This window comes from Perlucidibaca sp., from assembly GCF_057084925.1.
Window position 1 is genome coordinate 15025 of sequence record NZ_JBXMRC010000033.1, and the last position, 24568, is coordinate 39592.

The 24568-nt window shown below is 56.5% G+C and carries 22 protein-coding genes and 1 tRNA gene; 10 read left to right on the forward strand and 13 right to left on the reverse strand.

The annotated features are described in order from the left end of the window. Position 1: 1 nt before the first annotated feature. From AC14IB_RS10945 to AC14IB_RS10960, 4 genes are all read right to left on the reverse strand, one after another. Complete coding sequence (locus AC14IB_RS10945; RefSeq protein WP_484231906.1) at positions 2-1504, reverse strand: YifB family Mg chelatase-like AAA ATPase; 1503 nt, start codon at positions 1502-1504, stop codon at positions 2-4. Between the two features lie 73 nt (positions 1505-1577). Next, positions 1578-2075 (reverse strand): disulfide bond formation protein B, encoded by a 498-nt coding sequence (locus AC14IB_RS10950; protein ID WP_484231907.1) that lies wholly within the window; start codon positions 2073-2075, stop codon positions 1578-1580. 20 nt (positions 2076-2095) lie between these two features. Continuing rightward, positions 2096-3652, reverse strand: a complete 1557-nt coding sequence (gshA, locus tag AC14IB_RS10955) for a glutamate--cysteine ligase (RefSeq protein ID WP_484231908.1) — start codon at positions 3650-3652, stop codon at positions 2096-2098. A 25-nt stretch (positions 3653-3677) separates the two neighbouring features. Continuing rightward, entirely contained in the window at positions 3678-6017 is a 2340-nt protein-coding gene (locus AC14IB_RS10960) for a Tex family protein (RefSeq protein ID WP_484231909.1), read from the reverse strand. Between the two features lie 167 nt (positions 6018-6184). Between AC14IB_RS10960 and ompR the strand changes: the two genes are divergently transcribed. Both ompR and AC14IB_RS10970 read left to right on the forward strand, forming a co-directional pair. After that, positions 6185-6925 carry an osmolarity response regulator transcription factor OmpR gene (gene ompR / locus AC14IB_RS10965; protein WP_484231910.1) on the forward strand — a complete coding sequence of 247 codons (741 nt, stop codon included), beginning with the start codon at positions 6185-6187 and terminating at the stop codon, positions 6923-6925. Beyond that, on the forward strand, positions 6912-8282 hold the full coding sequence (locus tag AC14IB_RS10970; protein WP_484231911.1) for an ATP-binding protein: 1371 nt from the start codon (positions 6912-6914) through the stop codon (positions 8280-8282). The genes ompR and AC14IB_RS10970 overlap by 14 nt, the downstream gene beginning before the upstream one ends. Before the next feature lie 3 nt (positions 8283-8285). Here the strand turns inward: AC14IB_RS10970 and hslO are convergent, their stop codons facing one another. Further along, positions 8286-9161, reverse strand: coding sequence for an Hsp33 family molecular chaperone HslO (gene hslO, locus AC14IB_RS10975; RefSeq protein ID WP_484231933.1), 876 nt, complete (start codon positions 9159-9161; stop codon positions 8286-8288). Between the two features lie 151 nt (positions 9162-9312). On the opposite strand from hslO, the gene AC14IB_RS10980 reads away from it, so the two are divergent. Beyond that, positions 9313-10383: an OmpA family protein gene (locus tag AC14IB_RS10980; RefSeq protein ID WP_484231912.1), complete on the forward strand. Its 1071-nt coding sequence runs from the start codon at positions 9313-9315 to the stop codon at positions 10381-10383. Between the two features lie 158 nt (positions 10384-10541). Then, the gene (gene typA, locus AC14IB_RS10985; RefSeq protein ID WP_484231913.1) at positions 10542-12374 is read left to right on the forward strand and encodes a translational GTPase TypA; all 1833 of its coding nucleotides are present in this window, start codon (positions 10542-10544) and stop codon (positions 12372-12374) included. Between the two features lie 224 nt (positions 12375-12598). Here typA and AC14IB_RS10990 read toward each other — a convergent pair whose 3' ends face one another. From AC14IB_RS10990 to AC14IB_RS11005, 4 genes are read right to left on the reverse strand one after another with little or no spacing between them, the layout of a single operon-like run. Beyond that, the gene (locus AC14IB_RS10990) at positions 12599-13063 is read right to left on the reverse strand and encodes an acyl-CoA thioesterase (protein ID WP_484231914.1); all 465 of its coding nucleotides are present in this window, start codon (positions 13061-13063) and stop codon (positions 12599-12601) included. Next, the gene (locus tag AC14IB_RS10995) at positions 13060-13329 is read right to left on the reverse strand and encodes an oxidative damage protection protein (protein WP_068857654.1); all 270 of its coding nucleotides are present in this window, start codon (positions 13327-13329) and stop codon (positions 13060-13062) included. The genes AC14IB_RS10990 and AC14IB_RS10995 overlap by 4 nt, the downstream gene beginning before the upstream one ends. Beyond that, complete coding sequence (gene mutY / locus AC14IB_RS11000; RefSeq protein ID WP_484231915.1) at positions 13326-14378, reverse strand: A/G-specific adenine glycosylase; 1053 nt, start codon at positions 14376-14378, stop codon at positions 13326-13328. Before mutY ends, AC14IB_RS10995 begins: the two co-directional genes overlap by 4 nt. Further along, positions 14359-16872: an AsmA family protein gene (locus tag AC14IB_RS11005; protein WP_484231916.1), complete on the reverse strand. Its 2514-nt coding sequence runs from the start codon at positions 16870-16872 to the stop codon at positions 14359-14361. Before AC14IB_RS11005 ends, mutY begins: the two co-directional genes overlap by 20 nt. Before the next feature lie 111 nt (positions 16873-16983). Here AC14IB_RS11005 and AC14IB_RS11010 point away from each other — a divergent pair, with 111 nt between their 5' ends. Next, the gene (locus tag AC14IB_RS11010; protein WP_484231917.1) at positions 16984-17223 is read left to right on the forward strand and encodes a FeoA family protein; all 240 of its coding nucleotides are present in this window, start codon (positions 16984-16986) and stop codon (positions 17221-17223) included. Continuing rightward, positions 17220-19061 (forward strand): ferrous iron transporter B, encoded by a 1842-nt coding sequence (feoB, locus tag AC14IB_RS11015; RefSeq protein WP_484231918.1) that lies wholly within the window; start codon positions 17220-17222, stop codon positions 19059-19061. The genes AC14IB_RS11010 and feoB overlap by 4 nt, the downstream gene beginning before the upstream one ends. Positions 19062-19271: 210 nt before the next feature. Here the strand turns inward: feoB and AC14IB_RS11020 are convergent, their stop codons facing one another. Together AC14IB_RS11020 and AC14IB_RS11025 are read right to left on the reverse strand one after the other, a co-directional pair. Continuing rightward, positions 19272-19964, reverse strand: a complete 693-nt coding sequence (locus tag AC14IB_RS11020; RefSeq protein WP_484231919.1) for a metallophosphoesterase family protein — start codon at positions 19962-19964, stop codon at positions 19272-19274. Then, positions 19951-20994, reverse strand: a complete 1044-nt coding sequence (locus AC14IB_RS11025) for a helix-turn-helix domain-containing protein (protein ID WP_484231920.1) — start codon at positions 20992-20994, stop codon at positions 19951-19953. Before AC14IB_RS11025 ends, AC14IB_RS11020 begins: the two co-directional genes overlap by 14 nt. Positions 20995-21093: 99 nt before the next feature. On the opposite strand from AC14IB_RS11025, the gene AC14IB_RS11030 reads away from it, so the two are divergent. Continuing rightward, a complete protein-coding gene (locus AC14IB_RS11030; RefSeq protein WP_484231921.1) occupies positions 21094-21975 on the forward strand; it encodes a metal-dependent hydrolase in 882 nt (293 codons plus the stop codon). A gap of 26 nt (positions 21976-22001) precedes the next feature. Here the strand turns inward: AC14IB_RS11030 and AC14IB_RS11035 are convergent. Both AC14IB_RS11035 and AC14IB_RS11040 read right to left on the reverse strand, forming a co-directional pair. Then, positions 22002-22075: transfer RNA gene (locus AC14IB_RS11035), tRNA-Gly, on the reverse strand. 62 nt (positions 22076-22137) lie between these two features. Continuing rightward, entirely contained in the window at positions 22138-22458 is a 321-nt protein-coding gene (locus tag AC14IB_RS11040) for a hypothetical protein (protein WP_484231922.1), read from the reverse strand. Between the two features lie 100 nt (positions 22459-22558). Between AC14IB_RS11040 and hisB the strand changes: the two genes are divergently transcribed. The 3 genes from hisB to hisA are packed head-to-tail and all read left to right on the forward strand — an operon-like array spanning position 22559 to position 24535. Beyond that, positions 22559-23152 (forward strand): imidazoleglycerol-phosphate dehydratase HisB, encoded by a 594-nt coding sequence (gene hisB / locus AC14IB_RS11045; protein WP_484231923.1) that lies wholly within the window; start codon positions 22559-22561, stop codon positions 23150-23152. Between the two features lie 22 nt (positions 23153-23174). After that, entirely contained in the window at positions 23175-23807 is a 633-nt protein-coding gene (hisH, locus tag AC14IB_RS11050; RefSeq protein WP_484231924.1) for an imidazole glycerol phosphate synthase subunit HisH, read from the forward strand. Then, on the forward strand, positions 23807-24535 hold the full coding sequence (gene hisA / locus AC14IB_RS11055; protein ID WP_484231925.1) for a 1-(5-phosphoribosyl)-5-[(5-phosphoribosylamino)methylideneamino]imidazole-4-carboxamide isomerase: 729 nt from the start codon (positions 23807-23809) through the stop codon (positions 24533-24535). Before hisH ends, hisA begins: the two co-directional genes overlap by 1 nt. Positions 24536-24568: the final 33 nt, after the last annotated feature.

Sequence of the window (24568 nt, forward strand, 5' to 3'; positions counted from 1 at the left end):
CTTAGTCTGCAAGCACACTCCCGCGATAGCACAAGGCCTCGGCTAGGTGACTTGTGCTAACGCGATCTTCGTCTGCGAGATCCGCAATGGTTCGCGCCACCCGCAACACGCGGTGATAGGCGCGGGCTGATAGACCTAAACGCTCGCCCGCAGCCTGGGCAAACTCTGTCACCTCTGACGCTAAGGCCTGACCGAGCTCATGCCCCGGCAAATAGGCATTGGCATAGCCTTGGCGTTGCAATTGTCGCTGCCGACTCGCACAGACACGCGCCCGCACTACGGCACTGCTTTCTTGGGCTTGGGCTGCGGTGGCCAAGGCCGATAATGGCACTGCCTGTACGGGCACGCGGAGATCCACACGATCCAATAACGGTCCTGACAACTTGGCTTGATAGCGGGCTATTTGCTCCGGCGTACAACGGCAACTGCCGCCCAACTGCCCGCGCTGCCCACAAGGGCAGGGATTCATTGCCGCTACTAACTGAAATCGGGCCGGATAACGTAGCTGCTGGCGCGCTCTTGCTAACACAATTTCGCCTGACTCCAAGGGCTCACGCAGTGCCTCTAGCGCCTGTCGATTGAACTCGGGCAATTCATCCAGAAACAATACTCCGCCATGCGCCAGACTAATTTCTCCAGGACGTGGAATGGCCATGCCTCCGCCAATCAATGCAGCCATTGATGACGAACTATGAGGCGATCGAAAGGGCGGCGAACTATCGTTCTCGCGCGACAGCCCACGCAAGGAATACAAGGCTACCGACTGCAACCGCATGTCAGGAGAAAGCGGCGGCAGCAACCCGGGCAAGCACGATGCCATCAGCGTTTTTCCTGCACCCGGCGGCCCATAAAACAAAATCGAATGCGCGCCTGCTGCGGCAACTTCTAAAGCCCGTCTCGCCAAGTGTTGCCCGCAAACCTGCGCTAAATCAGGGTGCATGACCTGGCTTTCGCTGACACCCTTGGCCTCACTAGCGTCGTCAGGAATCGGCTCTATACCGCGCAGGTGCCGAATCAATCGCGACAAATTCGGCGCGGCGAGAACGGTGGTCTGAGTGCTGAGACGCGCTTCACGTGCATTGGCCTGCGGTACGACCAAGGTCCTCCCGGAGGAAGCACTGGCCAAGCTGGCCGATAGCACCGCATTCACCGCGGTGAGCTCGCCGGATAATGCCAACTCGCCCATCACGATCAGGTTTTCTAGGGCCTTTGCGGGCAATTGACCGCTGGCTGCAAGCAAGCCAAGCGCGATGGGCAAGTCATATCGACCGCCTTCTTTGGGCAAATCGGCCGGCGCTAAATTGATGGTGATGCGTTGTGGAGGAAAGTCAAAACCACTGTTTAGCAGCGCCGATCGAACACGGTCCTTACTCTCACGCACCACCGCTTCGGGCATGCCCACAATGGCGAGACCGGGCAAGCCAGCCGACAAGTGAACTTCAACACGTACGCGTGGGGCCGCCAAGCCAAGACTGGCGCACGTTTCCACCGTCGCTAATGACATCCTGTCCTGCTCCCGAGCTTCCCTGCATCAGGTATAGGACAGCCTAGATCACTGCGCTAGGTCAGCTGAAAAATTAGTTCGGGCGACGCACCAGTTGCACCAATGCCGCCAGCAGCAAGCCAACAAATAGCATCAGCGTCCACATGGGCAGGCTCAGGCCTAGCAGGGTCCAATCGACTTTGGCGCATTCACCCGAGCCCTGAAAGACCTGCTGCACCACTTGCTGCCAAGGTAAAGCGGCAATCCAAAAGTCGAGGCCGGGCCCGCAAGAAGGAACTTGATCCGCCGGCAAGTGTTGCAGCCAGAGATGGCGACCGGCGACCACGACACCTGCGACTGCACTCAAGGCCATCACGCCCGCATAGACGCGCTGCCCCCAAGCCTGCGGACCATGCACGGCAGCGATCAACGCCATCACGCCAACACCGATCACGGCCACGCGCTGAAAGACACAGAGCGGGCAGGGTTCAAGGCCTTGGTAATGCTGCAAGTACAGCGCAACCAGCATGGCAACCAGTGCCACCAGTGCCACCAAGGCATTGCAAATGCGCGCATTCGGCAGTTTCGGCATGTCACACCTCATGAGTAGGTTCAGGCGAAATACGCCGCTAAAAAGTCATCAAACGGCAGTTGTGGCAAAGCCTCCATGTCCGCTTGATCGGCCAGAGACTTTGCTGCCAGCACCTGCAGTTCTTTCATACGCTGATCCGGCAAAGGGCGCGCCAGAAAACGCTCACGCATGCGATCGGCACAGTCCTGAGCAAAGCTATAGAAGCAGCCCTCGTGATCTTGCAAGCTGCGTAGCACCATGGCCGATCCAGTCATAGCAGGCTCTTTAAGCTTATCGATTTGCAAGGCCAGCGCTGAAGAGTACCCACCCGTGGTGTGCGCCGCATCGAGCAACTGTGCTACAGGAAGTAACTCGCCAAAAAGCTCGGCGGCCAGGCTACGGAAATCGGCCTCGCCGGCTTTGCCTTGCAAGCGCAATGAGGCATCGCGTCCGCGCTCAACCATGGCCTGCTGATTCAATGGCAAACGATGGTATTCGTCATCCGTGAATAAGGGGCTGTCGCTGAGCAGGCAATGCAGCGCAAACACTTCGAGAAAATGTGCGCTATCACGGCTGATGCCCAGTGGCTCGAACGGGTCGAGATCGACGCAGCGCAGCTCGGCATATTCCACGCCACGACGCGCCAGCGCCTGCGTCGGACGCTCGCCGCTGCGAATGGTGCGCTTCGGGCGGATCAGCCCGTAATACTCGTTCTCGATCTGCAGAATATTGGCGTTGATCTGCTGATACACGCCATCCTTGACCACGCCCGCCGCCGCGTAGGGCGCATACGGCGTGCGAATGGCGCGATCGAGGTCATGGATGTATTCACCCAAGGCGTTATAAGACACCTGCAGATCAGACTGGGCATCGTTCTGATAACCCAACGAACTCATGCGCAGTGAGGTGGCATCCGGCAGATACAAGGTACCCGACGGCATGGCCTTCAGACCGTGATCGCGACCCTCTAGAAAAGTGCCACAGACCGCCGGACTCGCGCCCAGCAGATACAGCAGCAACCAGCTGTGACGCTGGAAGTTGCGCACCAGACTCAGGTACTTCTCCGACTTGAAGTCTTGCAGCGAGCGCGTATCACCCGCCTGCTGCTGCCAGCGCTGCCAGAAGCTGTCCGGGAACGACAGGTTGTAGTGAATGCCGGCGATGGTCTGCATGCGGCGGCCGTAGCGCAGGCCGAGGCCATGGCGGTACAGCGTCTTCATGCGGCCGATGTTGGAGCTGCCGTACTGCGCCAGCGGGATGTTGCTGTCCGGGCCGAGCTTGCAGGGCATGGAATTGACCCAGAGGCGCTCGCTGCCGATGTTGGCATAGACATAGCGATGCACATCGTCGAGCCAGCCCAGCGCCGTGGCAATGCTGTCGCAGGGCGGCGTGATCAGCTCGATCAGTGCTTCAGAGTAATCCGTGGTGATGTTCGGATGCGTCAGCGCCGAGCCCAGCGCGGCAGCATGTGGCGTCTGTGCCAGCCAGCCGTCCGGCTGCACACGCAGCGCCTCTTTCTCCAGGCCGCGCTGCATGCCTTGCAGACACTCGGGCTCGCGCTCGAGCCAGGCCAGTTGCTGCATCAATGTGGCATCCATCAGATTCTCCCTCGCACGGCCATGATCATCGTGACACGCCGGCTTTGCGGAACAGGTCGCCGAGTGTACCGCCAACCTGACCGGCGGATGTCGTTGCCGCAGCACGCTGACCACCTCGTGCCGGTTGCACACCACGAGCAGCGGGCTTGCTGTTATCACGCCCGGCGCGCGCCGCCGGCACCGGCGTGTCATTCAAACGGCAGGACAGGGCAATGCGCTTGCGTGCCACATCCACTTCCACCACTTTCACCTTCACGATGTCGCCCGCCTTCACCGCCTCATGCGGATCCTTGATGAACTTGTCGGACAGCACCGAGATATGCACCAGACCATCCTGATGCACGCCGATATCCACGAACGCGCCAAACGCCGTGACATTCGTCACCACGCCCTCCAGCACCATGCCCGGCTTAAGGTCGCTAATTTCAGTGACGGTTTCGCTAAACACCGCCGCCTTGAACTCGGGACGAGGGTCACGGCCCGGCTTCTCCAATTCACGCAAAATGTCACGCACGGTCGGCAAACCAAAACGCTCATCGACAAACTGCTCAGCGTTCACCGCACGTAAGTAGCGTGGATTGGAGAGCAGCTCTGGCAGACTTTTTCCCGTGCTTGCCAGCAACTTGTGCACCACCGGGTAGGACTCGGGATGCACGGCCGACGCATCTAGTGGATTACTCCCACCTGACACGCGCAAGAAGCCGGCGGCCTGCTCGAAGGTACGCTCGCCAAAACGCGGCACCTGCTTCAGGGCATCACGCGAGGCGAACACGCCATTGGCATCGCGGAAGTTGACGATGTTCTGCGCCAGTGTCGCATTGAGGCCGGCGATACGTGCCAGCAGCGGCGCCGATGCCGTGTTCACATCCACGCCGACCGCGTTCACACAATCTTCAACGACGGCATCGAGCATGCGCGCCAGCTTCACCTGATTCACATCGTGCTGATATTGACCAACGCCAATCGCCTTCGGCTCGATCTTCACCAGCTCCGCCAGCGGGTCCTGCAGGCGGCGTGCAATCGACACCGCGCCACGGAAGGTCACATCCAGATTAGGGAACTCACGCGCCGCCAGTTCGGATGCCGAGTACACCGACGCCCCCGCTTCACTGACGACAATCTTGGTCAGCTTCAACTCGGGATGCTTCTTCATCAATTCGGCCACGAGCTTGTCAGACTCGCGCGATGCCGTGCCGTTGCCGATCGCCACCAGCTCGACCTTGTGCTCGGCGCACAACCTGGCCAACACGTGCAGCGAACCATCCCAATCCTTGCGCGGCTCATGCGGGAAGATGGTGGTATTGGCGACCAGCTTGCCGGTGCCATCCACCACCGCCACCTTGCAGCCCGTACGCAGGCCGGGGTCCAGCCCCAGCGTCGGGCGCAGGCCGGCCGGCGCCGACATCAGCAAATCTTTCATATTGCGCGCAAAGACGCGGATGGCCTCTTCCTCGGCACGCACTTTCAGCTCGGTCAGGAACTCGGTTTCAAGATGCGTGAGGAGCTTCACACGCCAGGTCCAACGTACCACTTCACGTAACCACGCATCAGCCGGACGACCCTGATCGCTGATGCCGACGGCATTGGCAATGACTACTTCGCAGGGATGCACCGTGCTCTCGGCGGCATCCGGCAAGGTCAGACTCATGCTCAGGAAGCCCTCGTTGCGGCCGCGAAAAATCGCCAGCGCACGATGCGATGGTGCATCCGCCCACTTCTCATCATGCTCGAAATAGTCGCGGAACTTCGCGCCCTCGCTTTCCTTACCCACGATGACTCGCGCACTGATCTGCGCCCTGTCTTTCAAATACTGACGTAGCGTCGCCAGCAGATCGGCCTGCTCGGCAAAGCGCTCCATGAGAATGTGGCGCGCGCCTTCCAGCACCGCTTTCACATCCGGATACGCCACGCCACCCTCGTCCGCCACTGGCTTGATGAACGCCAGCGCCTCCTGCTCCGGCACGCGCGTGGGCTCTGCCAACAGCATGTCCGCCAATGGGCCGATGCCAGCGGCCAAGGCCTGCAAGCCTTTGCTGGTGCGCTTGGGCTTGAACGGCAAATATAAGTCTTCCAGACGCGACTTGGTATCGGCCGCGAGAATCTGTGCCTTTAAGACGTCATCGAGTTTGCCTTGCTCCTGAATGCTTTTCAGGATGGCCGCGCGGCGATCTTCCAGCTCACGCAAATACAGCAGACGCTCTTCGAGATTACGCAGCTGCGTATCATCGAGCTCACCGGTCACTTCTTTACGATAGCGCGCAATAAAGGGGACAGTGGCTCCGTCATCCAGCAACGTAATGGTGGCTTCGACCTGCTCGGTACGGACGGATAATTCGCGGGCAATCTGTTGGGCAATCGATGACATGTACACACTCGGCAAATCAATAAGCAGCGCCGCAAGGACGCTTGAAGAGAGCCGGATTATACGCAGAATGGCTCGCGCGACATCTGCCGCGCTGACATAGGCAAATGCACGAGTGCTGCGTACACTCTAAGCCAACCTACATCCGCTGAGCTTGCACGAGGACACGCATGGAATCCGCCAGCAGCGAATCGCCGAAAGAACAACTCCGAATCCTCGTCGTCGATGATGATGTGCGACTACGCAACCTGCTCCAGCGCTTTCTCGAGGATCAGGGTTTTGCCGTACGTACCGTCGCCGATGCCATCCAGATGGACCGCACGCTGGCTCGCGAACTCTTCGCGCTTATCGTTCTCGACTTCATGCTGCCTGGCGAAGATGGCCTGACCATCTGCAAACGCTTACGGGATGCCGGCAACAACACACCCATCATCATGCTCACCGCCCGTGGCGCCGATAGCGACCGCATCAGCGGCCTTGAAGCAGGGGCAGATGACTACTTGCCGAAACCGTTTAATCCGCAGGAGCTGTTGGCGCGGATGAAGGCCGTCATGCGCCGACAGTCTCGCGAACTGCCGGGAGCGCCATCACACACTGCCGAGACCGTCAATTTTGGCCCTTGGAGCCTCGACCTTTCGACCCGCCAACTCACTCGCGATGGCGAAACGGTTAACCTCACCACCGGCGAATTTGCCGTACTCAAAGCGCTGGTGCAGCATCCCCGCGAACCCCTCACTCGCGACAAACTTATGTCACTTGCGCGGGGTCGGGAGTGGGGCGCCATGGAGCGCTCGATTGATGTTCAGGTCTCGCGCCTGCGCCGCATGATTGAAGTAAACCCTGCACGGGCGCGGTATATCCAAACCGTGTGGGGCATAGGCTATGTCTTTGTGCCGGATGGCCAAGCCTAATATGAAGCAAGCGTCGGTGACATTACCCAAGAAGAGCTGGATTCAAAACCTGAAGCCGCGCTCCAGCTTCATGCGCACGACCTTGGTTATTGGCATTGTGGTGCTGGTCAGTCAGGTGCTATCGATTGCATTTTTCTGGCAGAACTTATATTTACCCGAGATAAAACAGCATGCTTACACTTCTGCAATTCGCCTGAACTTGCTGCGTAATGCCGAAGCTACGGGCTCTCCTTCGCCAGAAATTATCGACATTGAGCTCAAACAGTTTGGCAATTTAAATGTCATTCGGGATCCTGAAAAGTTCCCGCGGCCAAGTGAAAAGTGGTTTGCCGAGCTCTTCACCGATCGCTTCCAAAAACAATTAGAAACTGAACTGAATGCATCAGCACAGGTTTATTTCCAATTTAAGCCCGTTCCAACGCTATGGATTAAAGCGCCAACCCAAACGCCCATTTGGGTGTCAGAGGAACTTCGATTTATTCAGCAATACAGTCCTGGCATTATTTTGAGTTGGATATTGGGTGTTCCGTTATTATCTGTCATGGCCATTATTGTGCTGGCAAGGCAGCTCAATCGCCCGCTGAAACGCTTGCAGCTTGCTGCGATTCGCGTGGGGCGCGGATTGCATAGTACGCAACTGGATATTCATAGTGGGCCCAGCGAAATTCGAGCCGTCAATCGCGCTTTTAACTTGATGACCGATCAGATTCGACAAGCTGAGCGCGAGCGCACGGTCATGCTCGCGGGCATCTCGCATGATCTGCGAACCCCTTTAACGCGACTGCGCCTCACCGCGGAAATGCTGCGTGACCCTGATCTTGCCGAAGGCATGATTCTTGATATTGAAGACATGGATGCCATCCTCGACCAGTTCATTGCCTTTATGCGCGATGGCTCTGAGGAGCCGATAGAACAGGTCGATTTCAACGAGCTGCTGCAAGAAGTGGCCCATCAAGTTCATAGCCAGTTAACCGTGGTTTTGGATCTGCAACCGCTCCCGCTTATTGCTCTGCGTCGACTTTCATTTAAGCGGGTGATGGCTAATCTCATGCAGAACACCCTGCGCTACGGCGCGGGGCCATTTGAAGTAAAAACGTGGGCGTTAGCGGATCGCATCTGTCTGCGTTGCCGAGATCACGGACCGGGAATCGATATGGCTCGGGCAGAAGAGCTCATGCAGCCTTTTCAGCGTGGTGATCAGGCGCGAAGCACTCAAGGCTCGGGCTTGGGACTGGCGATTGTCGCGCGCATTGTGCGACAACACCGTGGTCACATTCAGTTAGGTAACGCCAGTGATGGCGGCCTAGAGTTGCTTATTGAACTGCCCTTGAAAGCACATCTACGCCTGTCGCGCTAAGCATTACTGAACGCTATTGGGTGCTTCCGTGGCCGGCAGATGCAATTGACGCAAGTCGATACTGTCGAAAACATACTTTTGACGACAGAATTGGCAGTCCACTTCAATTTGCCCTTGTTGCTCATCTGCAATTTCAAGCAATTCATCTAGGTCAATGGCGCGCAGTGCATTCCCGCTCCGCTCACGTGAACAACTGCAGTGAAAGCGCAACTCAGCCTCGGGGTAGAGCTCCACCTGCTCTTCATGAAAGAGTCGATAGAGCACCTCTTCGGCCGATAGGCCTAGTAACTCTTCTTTCTTTAGCGTTTGTGCCAGTCCCTGCGCTCGACCCCACAAGTCGTCGTCTTGACCCTCATCCATTTGCGGCAGCACCTGCAACATGAGGCCGCCTGCGTGTTGGCCATCGGCGGCTAAATTGAAATAGGTCGGTAATTGCTCAGATTGAGCAAAGTAGCCAGCCAGCGCGGCAGCTAATGACTCGCCCTCCAGTGCCACAATGCCTTGGTAACGTTCGCCGTCTTCTGGATCTATCGTGAGAATCAGTTGCCCCTGGCCCGCTAAAGCAGTCCAGCTGTGGTCGGTCTGCAAGGCCATTTCTGCTTCATCATAGCGAGCAATGCCACGGAGCTCGCCCAAGTGATTACACTCAACCATGAGCACGGACATCGGGCCATTGCCCTGTATTTGCAGAATCAAACAACCTTCGAATTTTAAATTCGCCGCCATCAGCGCCACCCCGCTCAGTGCTTCACCCAATAACCACTGAATTGGCTTAGGATATTCATGTCTCGAAAGCACTGCCTGATAGGCTTCGCTCAGCTGACATATCTCGCCACGAACGGCGCCTTCGAGGAATTGAAAACGCTGTAAATGATTCATCACGTAAAAATCTCGCTTATGTTACAGTTTGTTTGTAAACGACAAGGTTTTGATGGCGTTTTGTCAATCTCGTCGGAATTTGTTTGACGAATTTGGTGAAGGTTCTTAACCTTGCCCCGCATTATACAACCTGTAAAAGGACTAAATGACTATGAAATTGCATCAACTCGCTGTGGCCACTATCTTGGCTTCGTCTGCCATGGCAGCTCATGCCGAATTCACCGTTAGCCCGATGGTTGGCTACCACATGTTTGATAACGACCTGCTTGGCGGCGCAATGGAAGATGGCACAAACACAGGCTCCATCGCCTTAGGTTACCGTGTAAACCCAAGCGTTGGTTTGGAAGCCCGCTTTGGTCAAACTCAAGCTGACTTCCAAGGTGCTGCTGGCGACGCTCGTTTCCAGAACACAACACTTGATGCATACTACCGCTTCAACACCGCTAACAACTTCCAGCCCTATGTGTTAGTTGGTGGCGGTCAAACTCGTGTGAAAGTTGAAAATGCTGGCCCACAAAATGGCACATTCGACTCCACCATCGTCAACGCAGCTGTTGGTGCTTTCTACCAGCTCGCTAACAACCTGTCCCTGCGTGGCGAAGTTCGTGGCGTTCAATACGTTGAAGACTCCCAGCAAAACAACGTCGATGGCATCGCTTCGGTCGGTGTGCTCTACGCCTTTGGTGGTTCCAAAGCCGTTGCTGCTGCGCCAGCTGTACTGGCGCCAGTAGCACCAGTTCCAGTAGCCGATGGTGATGACGACAAAGATGGCGTTGCCAACAGCCTCGACAAGTGCCCAGGCACACCAACCACTGTTGTGGTAGATGCCAATGGTTGTCCAAAAATGTTGACTGAAACGGTTGCTAAAGAAATTCGCGTTCTCTTTGACACCAACAAGTCGATTGTTAAGCCTGCCTTCAATGCTGAAATTGAAGCCGTTGCTAAGCTGATGAAAGAATACCCAACAGCCAAAGTTGAAGTGCAGGGTCACACTGACTCACGCGGTAGCGCTCAGCTCAACGACCAGCTCAGCCAAGACCGTGCAAACGCCGTGGCTGACGTGCTGACCAAAACTTACGGCATCGCTGCAGATCGCGTTTCCGCTAAGGGCTACGGTGCTTCGCAGCCAGTAGCTGACAACAAAACAGTTGAAGGCCAGACCAAGAACCGTCGCGTTGTTGCGGTGGCTCAAGGTGAAGTAAAGGTCATCATCAAGAAGTAAGTCTTGCGCTGCTTCGGCAGCCACTGACTGAACCGAAAAAGGTCGCTCATTGAGCGGCCTTTTTTGCTTTCGGGCTCAAGGTAAAACCGTCACAACAACTGAAAGCAAATATCGGCTATACTTCGCGCCCAAATTTTGACCGCTGTCCGAGACCCACTGTGTCCATCAAACAAATTCGTAACATCGCTATTATCGCCCACGTTGACCATGGCAAAACCACGCTGGTAGACAAGCTCCTGCAGCAGTCCGGCACCTTTGGTGATCGGGGCAACGACGTAGAACGCGTGATGGATTCCAACGACTTGGAAAAAGAGCGTGGCATTACCATTTTGGCCAAGAACACCGCCATCCGCTGGACGGATGCCCGTGATGGCCAGGAATACCGCATCAACATCGTCGACACCCCAGGTCACGCTGACTTCGGTGGTGAAGTGGAACGTGTACTGTCCATGGTTGACTCCGTCTGCCTGCTCGTCGACTCGGTTGATGGCCCCATGCCACAAACTCGCTTCGTCACCATGAAAGCCTTCGCCCGTGGCCTCAAGCCCATCGTTGTGCTGAATAAAGTTGACCGCCCAAGCGCTCGTCCACACTGGGTTATGGACCAAGTTTTCGAACTCTTTGACAACCTCGGCGCCACCGACGAGCAGCTCGATTTCCCCGTGGTGTACGCCTCAGGTCTGAACGGCATCTCCGGTTTCGAAGCGGACAAACTCGGCACCGACATGACCGCCCTGTTCCAAACCATCATTGATCGCGTTAGCCCGCCGCCCGTCAACAGCGACGGCCCGTTCCAGATGCAGATCTCCTCGCTGGATTACAACAGCTACGTTGGCGTTATTGGCATCGGCCGTATCACCCGTGGCCGCGTCAAGACCAACACACCGGTGGTCGTGGTTGATCACGAAGGCAATAAGCGCAACGGTCGTATTTTGCAGATCATGGGCTATCACGGCCTGAACCGTATTGAAGTGCCAGAAGCTGAAGCCGGCGACATTGTCTGCATCACCGGCATTGAAAAACTGGGCATCTCCGACACGCTGTGCGACCCAACTTGCGTGGAAGCCATGCCGCAGCTGAGCGTGGATGAGCCCACCGTTAACATGACTTTCCAGGTCAACAACTCGCCATTCGCCGGTCGCGAAGGCAAGTTTGTGACCTCGCGTAACATCAAGGACCGCTTGGATAAAGAGCTGATCCACAACGTTGCACTCCGTGTTGAGCCTACCGATAGCCCAGACCGCTTCAAGGTTTCGGGTCGTGGCGAGCTGCATCTCTCGGTTTTGATCGAAAACATGCGCCGCGAAGGCTTCGAAATGGGCGTGTCGCGTCCTGAAGTGATCTTCAAAGTGGTGGATGGCGTTAAGTGCGAACCGTTCGAAAACGTTATTTTTGACGTCGAAGAACAGCACCAAGGCGGCGTCATGGAGCAAATGGGTTCGCGTAAAGGCGACATGACCAACATGATTCTCGACGGCAAGGGCCGTATCCGCATCGAGGCCACCGTGCCATCACGCGGTCTGATCGGCTTCCGTTCCGAATTCCTGACCATGACCTCCGGCACCGGCATCATGACTTCAAGCTTCTCGCACTACGGCCCGGTTAAGTCCGGCGACGTGGCTAAGCGCCAGAACGGGGTGTTGATCTCGATGGTTCAAGGCACGGCTCTCGGCTATGCATTGTGGAACCTGCAGGAACGCGGCCGCATGTTCATCGGCCCGCAGACCGAAGTTTACGAAGGCATGGTCATCGGCCTTTGCGCTCGTGGCGACGACATGGCCGTGAACCCGACTAAGGGCAAGCAGCTGACCAACGTTCGTGCCTCCGGTACGGATGAAAACATCGTACTGACCCCAGCTATCCGCTTCACGTTGGAGCAAGCGCTGGAGTTCATCGAAGACGACGAACTGGTCGAAGTTACACCGCAGTCGATTCGTATCCGTAAGCGTCATCTGACCGAGAACGAGCGCAAGCGCGCAGGCCGCAACTGATAGGCCATCGCTGGGAGATATTGTCCACTGCGGGCTAGGATGCCCGCCGCGGAGAATATCTCCCAGCACCCGCGTACCGGTTGAGAGCGGCGCACCACCAGCGAGTTTCACATACGCGAGTGGGTGCGTCGACTCACCGAACGATTGCATACAAAAAGGGGTGTATCTGTTTTGCGCGCTAAGATGCGCTCAAAACAGATACACCCCTTTTTGCTATCCACACCTCAAGTAAGGCGAGAAAGCGACTCCCGGAACCATCCCGGCATGGCAGTTTTACGACCCGTTTGCGGGCTCACACAGACTTGCACCGTATTGGCCTCAGCAGCAACGCGCTGCAGGCTTTCGCTGAACAGGGCATAGTGAAAACGAACGCGGTCGTCGCCCATTAACTCAGCTCGCACGCCAATATGCAGGGTGTCTGGATACACCACTGGCGCTTTATATCGACAATGCGCGTCGGCAATAACGAGGCCCGTACCTTCCTCAAACAGTCGCGGAAAAATGCCCAGCGACTCCATCATCGTCAGACGGGTGTTTTCCAGATACTTAAAATAGACCACGTTATTGACGTGGCCCAGCGCATCCATGTCGCCCCAGTGCACTTTGGTCGGGGCGACATAAGCATAAGTCGCAGCTAACTCTGTTAAGGAAGTAGGGCCGCTGGAGGGGCGTATTGGGTTTGAACTCATTTCTCTGGAACCCAACCTTTGGGGCGCTCGTAATCATCGCCACTGAGGAACTTCTCAAGCTGCTCTTCGAGGAACTGACGCGCGCTGGGTTCCATGACTTTCAAATGATTTTCGTTAATAAGCATGGTTTGGTGTTTGAGCCACTGCATCCAAGCTTCTTTAGAGACGGTATCGAAAATGGCTTGGCCCTTAGCGCCGGGAAAGGGAGGAAAGGCCAGGCCCTCAAGTTCTTGTTTCAATTTTCGGCAATGCACCAATCGCGTCATTTTTCGCTCTCCAGTTGCGCTTGCAAGCGTTGTAATAGCTGTTGGACGGGGGTCGGCAAACCCAGTGCAGGGAGCGCCGCCGGTGGGGGCGCCAGTGTAACCCACTGGCCAGAAGCCTCGTTAACGACGGGCGTTTTATCCTGACTCACGCGCACGATGGCAGGATGGATGTGCAGTCGAAAATGACTAAAGACATGCCAAAACGCCGGCCATTGCTCGGTATTTTCAGCTAATGGAGCGTCTATTGTTTGCTCAGGGAAGCCCCACAAACCGCCCCAAATACCTACCGCAGGGCGCTGCTCTAACCAGACTTGGTCTTGCTCATTGAGCCGAATCAAAAATCGGACTGACTTTTCTGGCACCACAGACTTACGTTTTTTCTGAGGAAATTGCGTCGGGTTGCCACTTTTTAGGCCTTTGCAGCTGTCTTGCAAAGGGCAAACAGCGCAAGCCGGTTTGCTGCGTGTACACAACGTCGCGCCCAAATCCATCATGGCTTGGTTGTAGTTGTCGGTGCGTTGTAACGGTGTGAAAGCCTCTGCCACCGCCCAAAACTGCTTCAGTACGTCAGCTTTGGCGGGGTCGCCTGCCAGCGCTTCGTGCCGAGCAAGAACTCGCTTTACATTACCGTCGAGGATGGCGGCAGGCAGGCCATGGCCGAGTGAACGTATCGCGCCTGCCGTGGAGCGGCCGATGCCCGGCAAGGTGCACAAGTCATCCACCGCTTCTGGCAATGCCCCACCATATTCTGAAACGGCCAGACGCGCCGCCTTATGCAGGTTTCGCCCACGGGCGTAATAGCCCAGGCCCGTCCATAAATGAAGCACATCATCTAAGGGGGCTTGGGCGAGATCCATCAGGGTGGGGAAACGCTGCATAAAGCGTTCGAAGTAGGGGATAACCGTCGCCACTTGCGTCTGCTGCAGCATGATCTCGGAGACCCAGACGCGATAGGGCGTAACGGCCTGCTGCCACGGCAAATCCTTGCGGCCGTGGCAGTCGAACCAATCCAGTACGCGCGTTGCGAAATCAGCGTTTGAAGAGGTCAAAGATCTGCTTCACAGCTTCTTGCTGTTGCGGGTTGAGTTTCTCACCCAGCTTCTCGTTGAGCTTGGTTTCAAGCTTGGCTTTGCCCTTATCCACTTCTTCGTTCAGACGGGCTTGAGCCATCTGCGCGACAAGTCCTTGCATGCCCTGCTGGTCTAGGCCGCACAGTGTGGCCAGACTGCCCTTGAGATTGCCATTACAGCGAACTGGGATCGGATAATCCGCCATTTTCGCGTACTTAGCTCCCCAGAACTTCTTGTCAAGCTTGAGCTGGAATCGGTAATCCACATCTTGAGTGACCAAGTTATAGGTACCGTTGCCGCCGACCTGAATGTCCTTGAGGTCGGCTTTCATGGACTTGTTGCTGACTACGCCCTGATTCAGGCTAGTCTCGCCCAGCATGCTGACGATTTCAGTGTCTCGCACTTTGTTTTTTAGGGTCGCAACATCTCGGCCGGTCAATGCCGGCAGCAGTGCTTGATACTGACCCAAGGCATTGAACAGCGCATCGGTGACATTCACGCCCTTGATAAGACCATTATCCAGTCGCAAGGTGTTCGGGCCTTGTGCACTCCGGATCCAGGCATCGGCATCATTGCCCACGACCTTGACCGAACCGTTGAAGTTCATGCGCCCGGTGAACACATCTTTTTTCAGCGCTGACTTGGCGATAGGGCCAAGATCAATGTTCTGAATGTTTGGACTGAGATTGACTACCGGCTGAGCGCCACGCACATCAATAGTGGCCGGCACGCTGAAGCTGCCGTCATAGATGCTGCCACGCAATTCGCTGACATTCACCACACCGCCTCGCGCCGTAGCTGCCACGCGGAACTGCCGGATGGGGTAGGTCATGATGTCGAGAGTTCCTGCACTCAGGGCTACATCAATATTTTGACTGCGCAACACGCCTACCGGCAGCAAGCCAGCCACCGCTTTCTTGGTCGTTTCGGCATCGGCCTTGGCAGCTGAAGGCGCAGCGGATGGAGGCAAGTAATTGTCAGCATTGATTTGATCGAGATTTAAACGAGCATAGAGTCTAGCTTTAGGCAGTTCACGCACACCGGCCTCGCCGGTGATATTGATGCCATCCAGCGCGATTCGTAGATTACTCGCCAGCACCTGGGTTTCATTACCAGAAATCGCCGAGCTGATGCTGACACGCTGAAGCACGTTCGCACTTTTTGTGACTGGCGCCGCCATGCCTAACGTTGCCATGAGCTGTCGCGGATTGAAGGTGTTGGTTTGCAGCGAACCATTGATGCTCATACCTTTGCTGACCGGGCTGGCGCCACTCGCCAGCGCCGGCAGCTTCACAGCGACCTGACTGTCGACCCGAACACCTGCCAGCTGAGCGACTAGCGATGCCAGTCGCACATCGCCTGTCTTCCAATTAACTTCCAGTGCCGTATTGACCGACACCGGCAGGGCTTTCGGCAATGACGTGTCTGCCAAAGTGGCATTGATGCTTAGCTTGGGCAGGCTGGCCTGACCACTGGCCAAATTAACCTGACCTTGCGAGGTCACTTTCGCGGTGATCGGCGCAGGACGGCCAGCATCCTGGTACTGCGCATCCAGCGAAATACCGCTGAGCTGGATGATTTGCTTGGCAAGATCGGCATTGATATTGCCAGCGAATTTGAGTGTGGCCGGCTGCTTAAGCTTGGCATCACGATAATCCACCGCCAGCGTCAGTGCTTTCACCTGATGCAGCTGTGCCGGCAAGTCCATCTTTATTTCGTCAGCCTTGGCGACGATATCAACGGGCGCTGGCAGAGCATTGCCGCTGAGTTGGCTGCTGACGTTGAGCGCAGTTAGCACATGCTGTTTGGCGTCAAGATTGAGCGCGACCGTTGTTTCAATTTGATTATCCGCCTGCAAAACTTTCCCGGCGGCATCTTTTTGTGCGACCTGGAATTGCGCCTTAATGGGGAACGCTTTATCTGGATCAATATCGTGAGCCTGCACAGCGACCTTTGATACCACGCGCGTCACGCCGGCCTTTTCATCGATGAGCGTCAGCTGTGTGTTTTTCACATCCAGCGTTTCAATTTCAAAAGCGACCTTTTTCGATTCCTCTTCTTCGGGGCTCTTCAGCTTTTCCAGCAAGTGGTCCCAGCTAGTCTTGCCATCAGCGTACTGCACGAAGCGCACTACGGCGCCATCCAGCAGCACAGCATTGACATTGACCTTGCCAGCCAACAACGGCATAAGCTGCACCGATACCGCCGCTTTTTGCACCGCAACCAAGGTTTCTTTTAGCTGTGGGTCAATTAGCGTGGTCTGACCTAATTTAATGCCGATATTTGGATAGAGTTGCCAAGCCAGTTTCCCGGTCAAGGCCATATCCATGTCGGTTTTCTTTTTCACGGCCGACGCCAATTCTTGCTTATAGTCATTGGGATCAAGTACCAACACGATGTACGCCGCCAGCGCTGATACCGACAGCAATAGCGCCCCCAAAACCCCCGCGACGACTTTCAAAATGCGTTTCATGACCTGATCCCTCATGCGTGTGCGTGAAATGTAGCGCGCCCATTGTTTATTTGACAGCTGGCGCTCGAAACATGAGAATAATTCTCATCTTTACTTAGAGTTCCTGTGCCCGTGCGCCTGTCTGATCTGCCTCGCTACACCCCTGCCACTGTGCAGCGCGTGGAAGCTGCCTATAGCAACGATGCCATCGCTCAGCGCCTGGCAGACCTTGGCTTTGTACCGGGTGAGTCTGTACGTCTCACGGCTACCGGTCCGGTAGGCCAAGACCCTATCTTGGTGCAAATTGGCTTTACCCGTTTCGCGTTACGTCGCACAGAGGCCGATCGCGTGCTGGTGGAGATCAACGCATGAGCAGCAATCTCGCGCACCGCGTAGCCCTGGTCGGCAACCCGAACTGTGGCAAAACCTCGCTGTTTAACCAGTTAACGGGGACGCGTCAGAAAGTCGCAAATTATGCCGGTGTAACCGTTGAGCGCAAGGAAGGTCGCGCCATTCTGCCCTCAGGTCGCTCGTTACATGTTCTCGATCTGCCCGGCGCATACAGCCTCAACAGCACCAGCCCCGACGAGGCTATTACCCGAGCCATTTGCTTAGGTGAACAGGCTGGCGAGGCACCGCCGGATCTGATTGTTTGCGTGGCGGATGCCACCAACCTGCGTTTACATTTGCGCTTCGTGCTGGAAGTTCAACGCTTGGGTCGCCCCATGCTGCTTGTGTTGAACATGATGGATGCCGCCAAGCGTCGAGGCATTCGCATTAATACAGAACAACTCGCCCGCGATCTTGGCGTGCAAGTCGTGGAATGCATTGCTGTTCGTCATGACGGCATCGCATCACTGGCGTCCGCGCTGGATCAATCCTTGCCAGATGTTGCCCCCCCCTTGCTCGCGCCCGATGCCGACTTGCATGCAGAGGTCCGTCGCCTGCTTTCCACCAGCGTGGTCATGCCCACCGATACCGACGCTCGCGATGACGCGCTTGATCGCGTACTACTCCATCCAGTCTTCGGCTTAGTCTGGCTGGCCCTGATTATGTTCTTCATCTTTCAAGCTGTATTCTCCTGGGCCGAACCGTTCATGAACGGCATAGAACTCGGCATCGCAGCTTTGGGTCAGGCCACCACCGCGTGGATACCGCAGGGCATTCTGCACAGCCTCATTAATGACGGCATTTTCGCCGGTGTGGGTGGCGTGCTGGTGTTCCTGCCGCAGATTTTGATCTTGTTCTTCTTCATTTTAATGCTGGAAGAATCAGGCTACTTACCGCGCGCCGCCTTTTTGCTTGACCATCTCATGCACAAAGCGGGTCTTACTGGACGCGCCTTTATTCCCCTGCTGTCGAGCTTCGCCTGCGCCGTGCCAGGCATCATGGCCACGCGCAGCATTTCAGACCCACGCGACCGCTTCACGACCATCATGGTGGCGCCGCTGATGACCTGCTCGGCGCGATTACCCGTGTATACGCTGCTCATTGCCGCGTTCATTCCTTCGCAAACCCTTGCCGGCCTGTTTAACCTGCAAGGCATCGTCTTGTTTCTGCTGTATTTCGGCGGCATCGTTAGTGCCTTGCTCGTAGCCACTGCCATGAAATGGCTACAGAAAGACCAAAGCGAGCATGCCTTGCTGATGGAGCTTCCAAGCTATCGTCTGCCTGACCCCAAGAGCTTACTGATAGGCCTCCAAGAGCGCGCCATGATCTTTATTAAGCGCGTCGGCGGCATCATTCTCGCGGTGACCATTCTGCTCTGGTTTTTAGCCACGTTTCCGTCCCCGCCCGAAGGTGCAACCCTGCCTGCCATTAATTACAGCTTCGCCGGCCAGCTCGGTGCTCTGCTAGCCCATGTGTTTGCTCCCATCGGCTTTGGCTGGGAAATTTCGATTGCGCTGGTGCCAGGTCTCGCCGCTCGTGAAGTCGCCGTAGCCGCACTGGGAACGGTCTATGCCATCTCGGGTAATGAAGAACTGGTAGCCAACCAACTCGGCTCGCTCATTGCAGCACAGTGGACTCTGCCCACAGCGCTATCGCTGCTGGTCTGGTTTATTTTTGCGCCTCAGTGTTTATCCACCCTCGCCACGGTGCGTCGCGAAACCGGCTCTTGGAAAGTGGTCGGCATCATGACTGGCTACCTCTTTGGACTGGCCTATTTCGCCTCGTTCATTACCTATCGCTTAGCGTTGTATTTCTCATGAGCGCTAACGTGGTCATTCAGTGGTTAATTGTGGCTTGCCTACTGGCTTGGAGCCTGTGGCGCGTACTGACTCTGTTCACTCCCCATCGTCCTAACGGCTCTTCCTCAAATGCGGGCTGCGGGAGTGGCTGTAACACCTGTGGGGCATGTACGCCTACCGAAAGCGCCGAACAGCCTGTGCAATGGCGTAAGCCGTCCTAATGTCATTAGGCTAATCGCCTACGCGCACATAATTTCCCTGCTCGTCGCAAATACCCCTAAATCCCACACCAAAGGCCTGAAAGCCTAAACGAGGCCAGTCGGCACGATAGTCGCGACTATCATGGTGATGACCATGGAAACTCGCTTTCACACCTAAGTGTTGCGCGAGCTCATCCAGCGCTGAAAACCCATGTGGATGTGCGCTGGGTGCCTCATGCGTCACCAGAATATCCGCACGATGTGTAGCCAACTGAGCCAGGGCTAATGGAAAAATGGTGCTGCGATGCTTGAGCGGCAGGCCGTTACGCCAGTGATCACGCTCGGGTAAAGCGGCCAACAAGGCTGCTTCACTTACGAAGCGCCAAGGCGTCGGCGGAAACCATACTTGGCCGCGAAAGACGCCGCCAAGTCCGGCAACACGGTGGCCAGCAATCTCAACCACGCGACCGTGCAAATTACGATCAGCCCAAGGCCCAGTGAATAAATTGTCGTAATGAGTCACGCTGCCGGTATCGTGATTACCGTGGATAAACCAAACCTGGGTCAGCGCCTCCAACTCGCCTAGTTGTTGATGCAAGGGCAAATCCGTCTGAATATCCCCGAGCAAAATAATGGCTGATGGCCGCTGAGCCCGCACGGCATCAATCAGATGACCGAAGCCTCCGTGCGTATCGCCACAGAACCAAATTTTAGCGCTCGTCATAACGCGCTCCTGCTTTCATTGGCTTTTGCTGCTGTCGGTACTGAGAAGGCGTCATGCCCTGCCAGCGCTTGAATGCCAAGGTGAAGCTGCGCCGCTCATTAAATCCCAATTTCAGCGCAATACTTTCAATGTCCAACGCGGGGTCTCGCAGCATGTCCGTCGCACGCTCATAGCGCGCCTGCGAAAGTAATGCCGCATAGCTTGTAGCCGCTGCCTGCAATTCACGCTGAAGTCGTCGGGGGTGACACTGCATGGCCGCCGCTAGTCCGGGCAAGCCTTCACTGAGTAAGGACAATCGCTGTTGTAATAATTGTGCCGCCTGCATGTGTACCGTTTGGCTAATCCCATTCCCCAAAATTTTCACGCGCACTGTTTCCTCAGCGCGCTCGAAGGCCTGTGGCAGGCTGCCAGGCAAGGGCTGTTCAAATTGACTCACATGACCTATCAGCACGTTTTCGTTTGCGTTGAAAATAACTGGGCACCCAAAGTAGGCCTCATACACCGCCGTCTCGCCAGCGGGTGCATGAGCAAAATGAATACGCTCTACTAAGGGTAAGTTCGGCGCAATGCGTTTGGCTAAACGCAAAGTTACCGCAGACATCAATTCAATTAATAAGGGATGATCCTTTAAACGAGGATCCACTGACTGAACGGTGGGGCGAATATACATATAGCCTTGCATTTCCGCTTCAGTAAAGGCGAAATCCGGATGCAGTACTTCAGGTACCCAATGTAGAAGTTGCAGCAGCTGCCGAAGATCATGAGCACTCGCAAGTAGTGCAGAAATTGCCGGCTGATCATCAAAATTAAACGCGTCTGCTAGCGCAAACACAAAGCGCTGCTTGCTTGACCTTGCCTCTAGCTGTTCAAACAACGTCACCAGAATATTGAGCGGAAAGCGTTCTGCGCGTCCCTCTCGGGTATGCACTCCCATGTTTAGCGCAACCAATACCGCACGCAAATCACTGCCACTGCGTGCAGCTGCTTGCGTCAGAATACTGACAAAGTGCAATCCAATCTCATTCGCCATGCTGTCGTCTGTTTATCCATTCTTGTCGCGTATTTATCCATAACATAACCTAGTGAGCCATACCATGCTTTCTAGCCCAATGGCTTAGGAGCACTCATCATGGCAAAGCCCGAATACCAAGAAGACATCGTTGTTCGTAAGAACCTAGACTTTCAGTTAGAAGCCGATGACATTCCGCGCTACTGGATGGCAGGTGATGCCTTCAAAACGCGCGTCTTCGATGCCGTGCAGTCGACCTTCCCCGATGGCGAGCGTTACTTCATCTCTGCTGTACGTGCATTCCGTGATCGCATCACTGACCCACTACTGCTGCAAGCCGTTAAGGACTTTTCCATGCAGGAAGGTCAGCACGGGCAAGTCCACACAAACTATAACGAGCGCCTACGTCGCCAGGGCATCGCCATTGATGCTTTCACGCGCCATACCAAAGAGATTACGGAAAACCGCTTACAAACGCTCTCCGCTGAATACAACATCGCCATGACGGCGGCCTTAGAACATTTCACCGCCATGATGGCGGATTTGTTTTTTGCTGAAAAAGACATGCTGGAAGGCGCCGACTCGCGGGTGCGCGCCATGTTTGCCTGGCATGCCATTGAAGAAATGGAGCATAAAGCCGTCGCTTTTGACGTGATGCAAAAAGTGGCAAATGTCGGCTACGGCCTTCGCGTCACGGCCATGACTCATGCCACTTTAGCCTTCAGTCTCTACACCGTGATTGCACCGTGGCATATGTTGAAGATGGATGGCTACTCCACGCGTGAACGCCTGACGATGTATGCCAAGGGCTTGCCTTGGTTAGTTGGCCCACGCAAAGGCGTTTTGGGACGGCTCTTGCCCATGATCGGCAGCTATTACAAGCCGGGCTTTCACCCGAATCACATTCCTACCGTACACAACTACCGTGCATGGCTGGATGCTTTTGTGGCGACGGGCGATCCGATGCTGGCAGCTGATGCGATGCATCGTGCGGCAGCCTAAGAAGGTCTAGGACTCAACGAAAAAGTTGGAGCGGGCGATGGGAATCGAACCCACGGCTCTAGCTTGGGAAGCTAGGGTATTACCATTATACGACGCCCGCGTAACGCAGGCCGGCATTGTAACCAGCGCCGGCCTGTCCACAACGACTTTTCAGTAAATTTGTCAGCTATCCAGCGCTGAATAATCTTGCGCTGAGATCACCCGCCGTCCCGATGCATTCTCGAGCTCGCGCATATCATGGGCCAGTCGCTGTAACACGCCGCGTCCGCGTGTGGCGGGGTGAATCCCAAAGTGCAGTAATTGCCGTCCTTGCGTATCGCCACAGGCCCAAGCACCTGCCACTGGCTTATCGTTGAACCAGCCGATATAGAGCGTGGCTCCGCTATCCAACAGGACTAAAGGCACTTCCGGTTCGAATTTTTGCATGCGTTGCTGCAAGTCAGCATCTAGGGGCAGGGCGTGAGCACGGGTTATGACTGGCATGATGACTCCTGAGTAATCACCGGAGTGTACCTAGGTCGGCCCCAGTGCGGCTATAATCGCCGCTTCCAATACAGCCGGCGACAAGCCGATGGGGTTCAGCATGACCGCACGCAGCGCGGAAGTGGTTCGTAATACGAAGGAAACAAAGATTCGCGCCGCCGTGAATCTTGACGGTACCGGCCAGGGCGACCTGCGTACCGGCATGGCCTTTCTCGACCACATGCTGGATCAGGTCGTGCGTCACGGCCTCATCGACATCACGCTGGTCTGCGAGGGTGATCACCACATTGATGATCATCACAGCGCCGAGGACTGCGGCATTACGCTAGGGCAGGCGTTCGCGCAAGCGGTCGGCGACAAGACCGGCATCCGTCGTTACGGCCACGCGTATGTGCCGCTGGACGAAGCGCTGTCGCGCGTGGTCATCGACCTGTCCGGCCGTCCCGGCCTGGAGATGCACTGCGAGTTCACGCGCAGCCACATCGGCCAGTTCGACGTGGATCTGTTCTACGAATTCTTCCAGGGCTTCGTGAATCACGCCAACGTCACGCTGCATCTCGACAACCTGCGCGGCCGCAACTCGCACCACCAGGCCGAGACGCTGTTCAAGGCCTTCGGCCGCGCGCTGCGCATGGCCGTTGAAGTCGACCCGCGCATGGTCGGCCAGATGCCGTCGACCAAAGGCTCACTGTAATGTTTTTTAAGAGCGCCGCGCTGTGACCTCAGTAGCAGTCCTCGATTACGGCATGGGCAACCTGCACTCCGTCGCGAAAGCGCTGGAGCAGGTGGGCGCATCCCGCGTCACGGTCACGGATGATCCGGCGGTGATTCGCGCAGCCGATCGCATCGTGCTGCCCGGTCAGGGCGCCATGCGCGACTGCATGGCGGAGATGCAGCGTCATGGCATCGACAGCGTGGTGCGCGAGCTGGTGCAGCAGAAGCCGCTGCTCGGCATCTGTGTCGGCATGCAGGCCCTGCTTGGTCGCTCGGATGAAAATAGCGGCGTCGACGGCCTCGGCATCTATCCGGGCAGCGTGCGCTTTTTCAACGATGTGCCGGCGGTGCGTGAACAGCGCCTGAAAGTCCCGCACATGGGCTGGAACAATGTCCGTCAGTCGCAGCAACACGCGCTCTGGGACGGCATTGCCGACGGCTCGCGTTTCTATTTCGTGCACAGCTATTACTGCGTGCCTGAGCGCCCAGAGTTGAGCGCTGGCGAGTGCGAGTACGGTCTGCCGTTCTCCTGCGCCATCGCCGAGAGCAACCTCTTTGCCGTGCAGTTTCACCCGGAAAAAAGCGCGAAAGACGGCCTGCGCCTGCTGCACAACTTTCTCAACTGGAGACCCTGATGCTGATCATCCCCGCCATCGACCTGAAAGACGGTGCCTGCGTTCGCCTCAAACAAGGCCGCATGGAAGACGACACCGTGTTTTCGGATGACCCCATCGGCGTGGCCGCACAGTGGGTGGCGCAGGGCGCGCGCCGGCTGCATCTGGTCGATCTCAACGGCGCCTTTGCCGGCGAGCCGGTGAATGGCGAGATCGTGCGCACCATCGCCACGCGCTGGCCGCAGCTGCCGGTGCAGATTGGCGGCGGCATCCGCTCGCTGGAGACCATCGAGGCCTATGTGCGCGCCGGCGTGTCGTACGTGATTCTCGGCACCAAGGCGGTGAAGGAGCCGAGCTTCGTGCGCGAGGCCTGCCAGGCGTTTCCGGGCCGCGTCATCGTGGGTATTGATGCGAAGGATGGCTGGGTCGCCACCGATGGCTGGGCCGAGGTGTCTTCTGTGCAGGCCGTGGATCTGGCGCGTCAGTTCAAGGCCGACGGCATCAGCGCCATCGTCTACACCGACATCGCCCGCGACGGCATGATGCAGGGCGTTAATGTCGAAGCCACCGCGAAACTGGCGCGCGACTCCGGCCTGCCCATCATTGCCTCCGGTGGCGTGACCAATCTCGATGACATTCGCGGCTTGCTGCGCGTGCGTGGCGATGGCGTCATTGGCACCATCACCGGTCGCGCCATTTATGAAGGCACGCTGGATCTGGCCGAGGCGCAGGCGCTGGCTGACGCCTAAGTCAGTCACGCCATGAGTTAAGCGCAGTGCGTC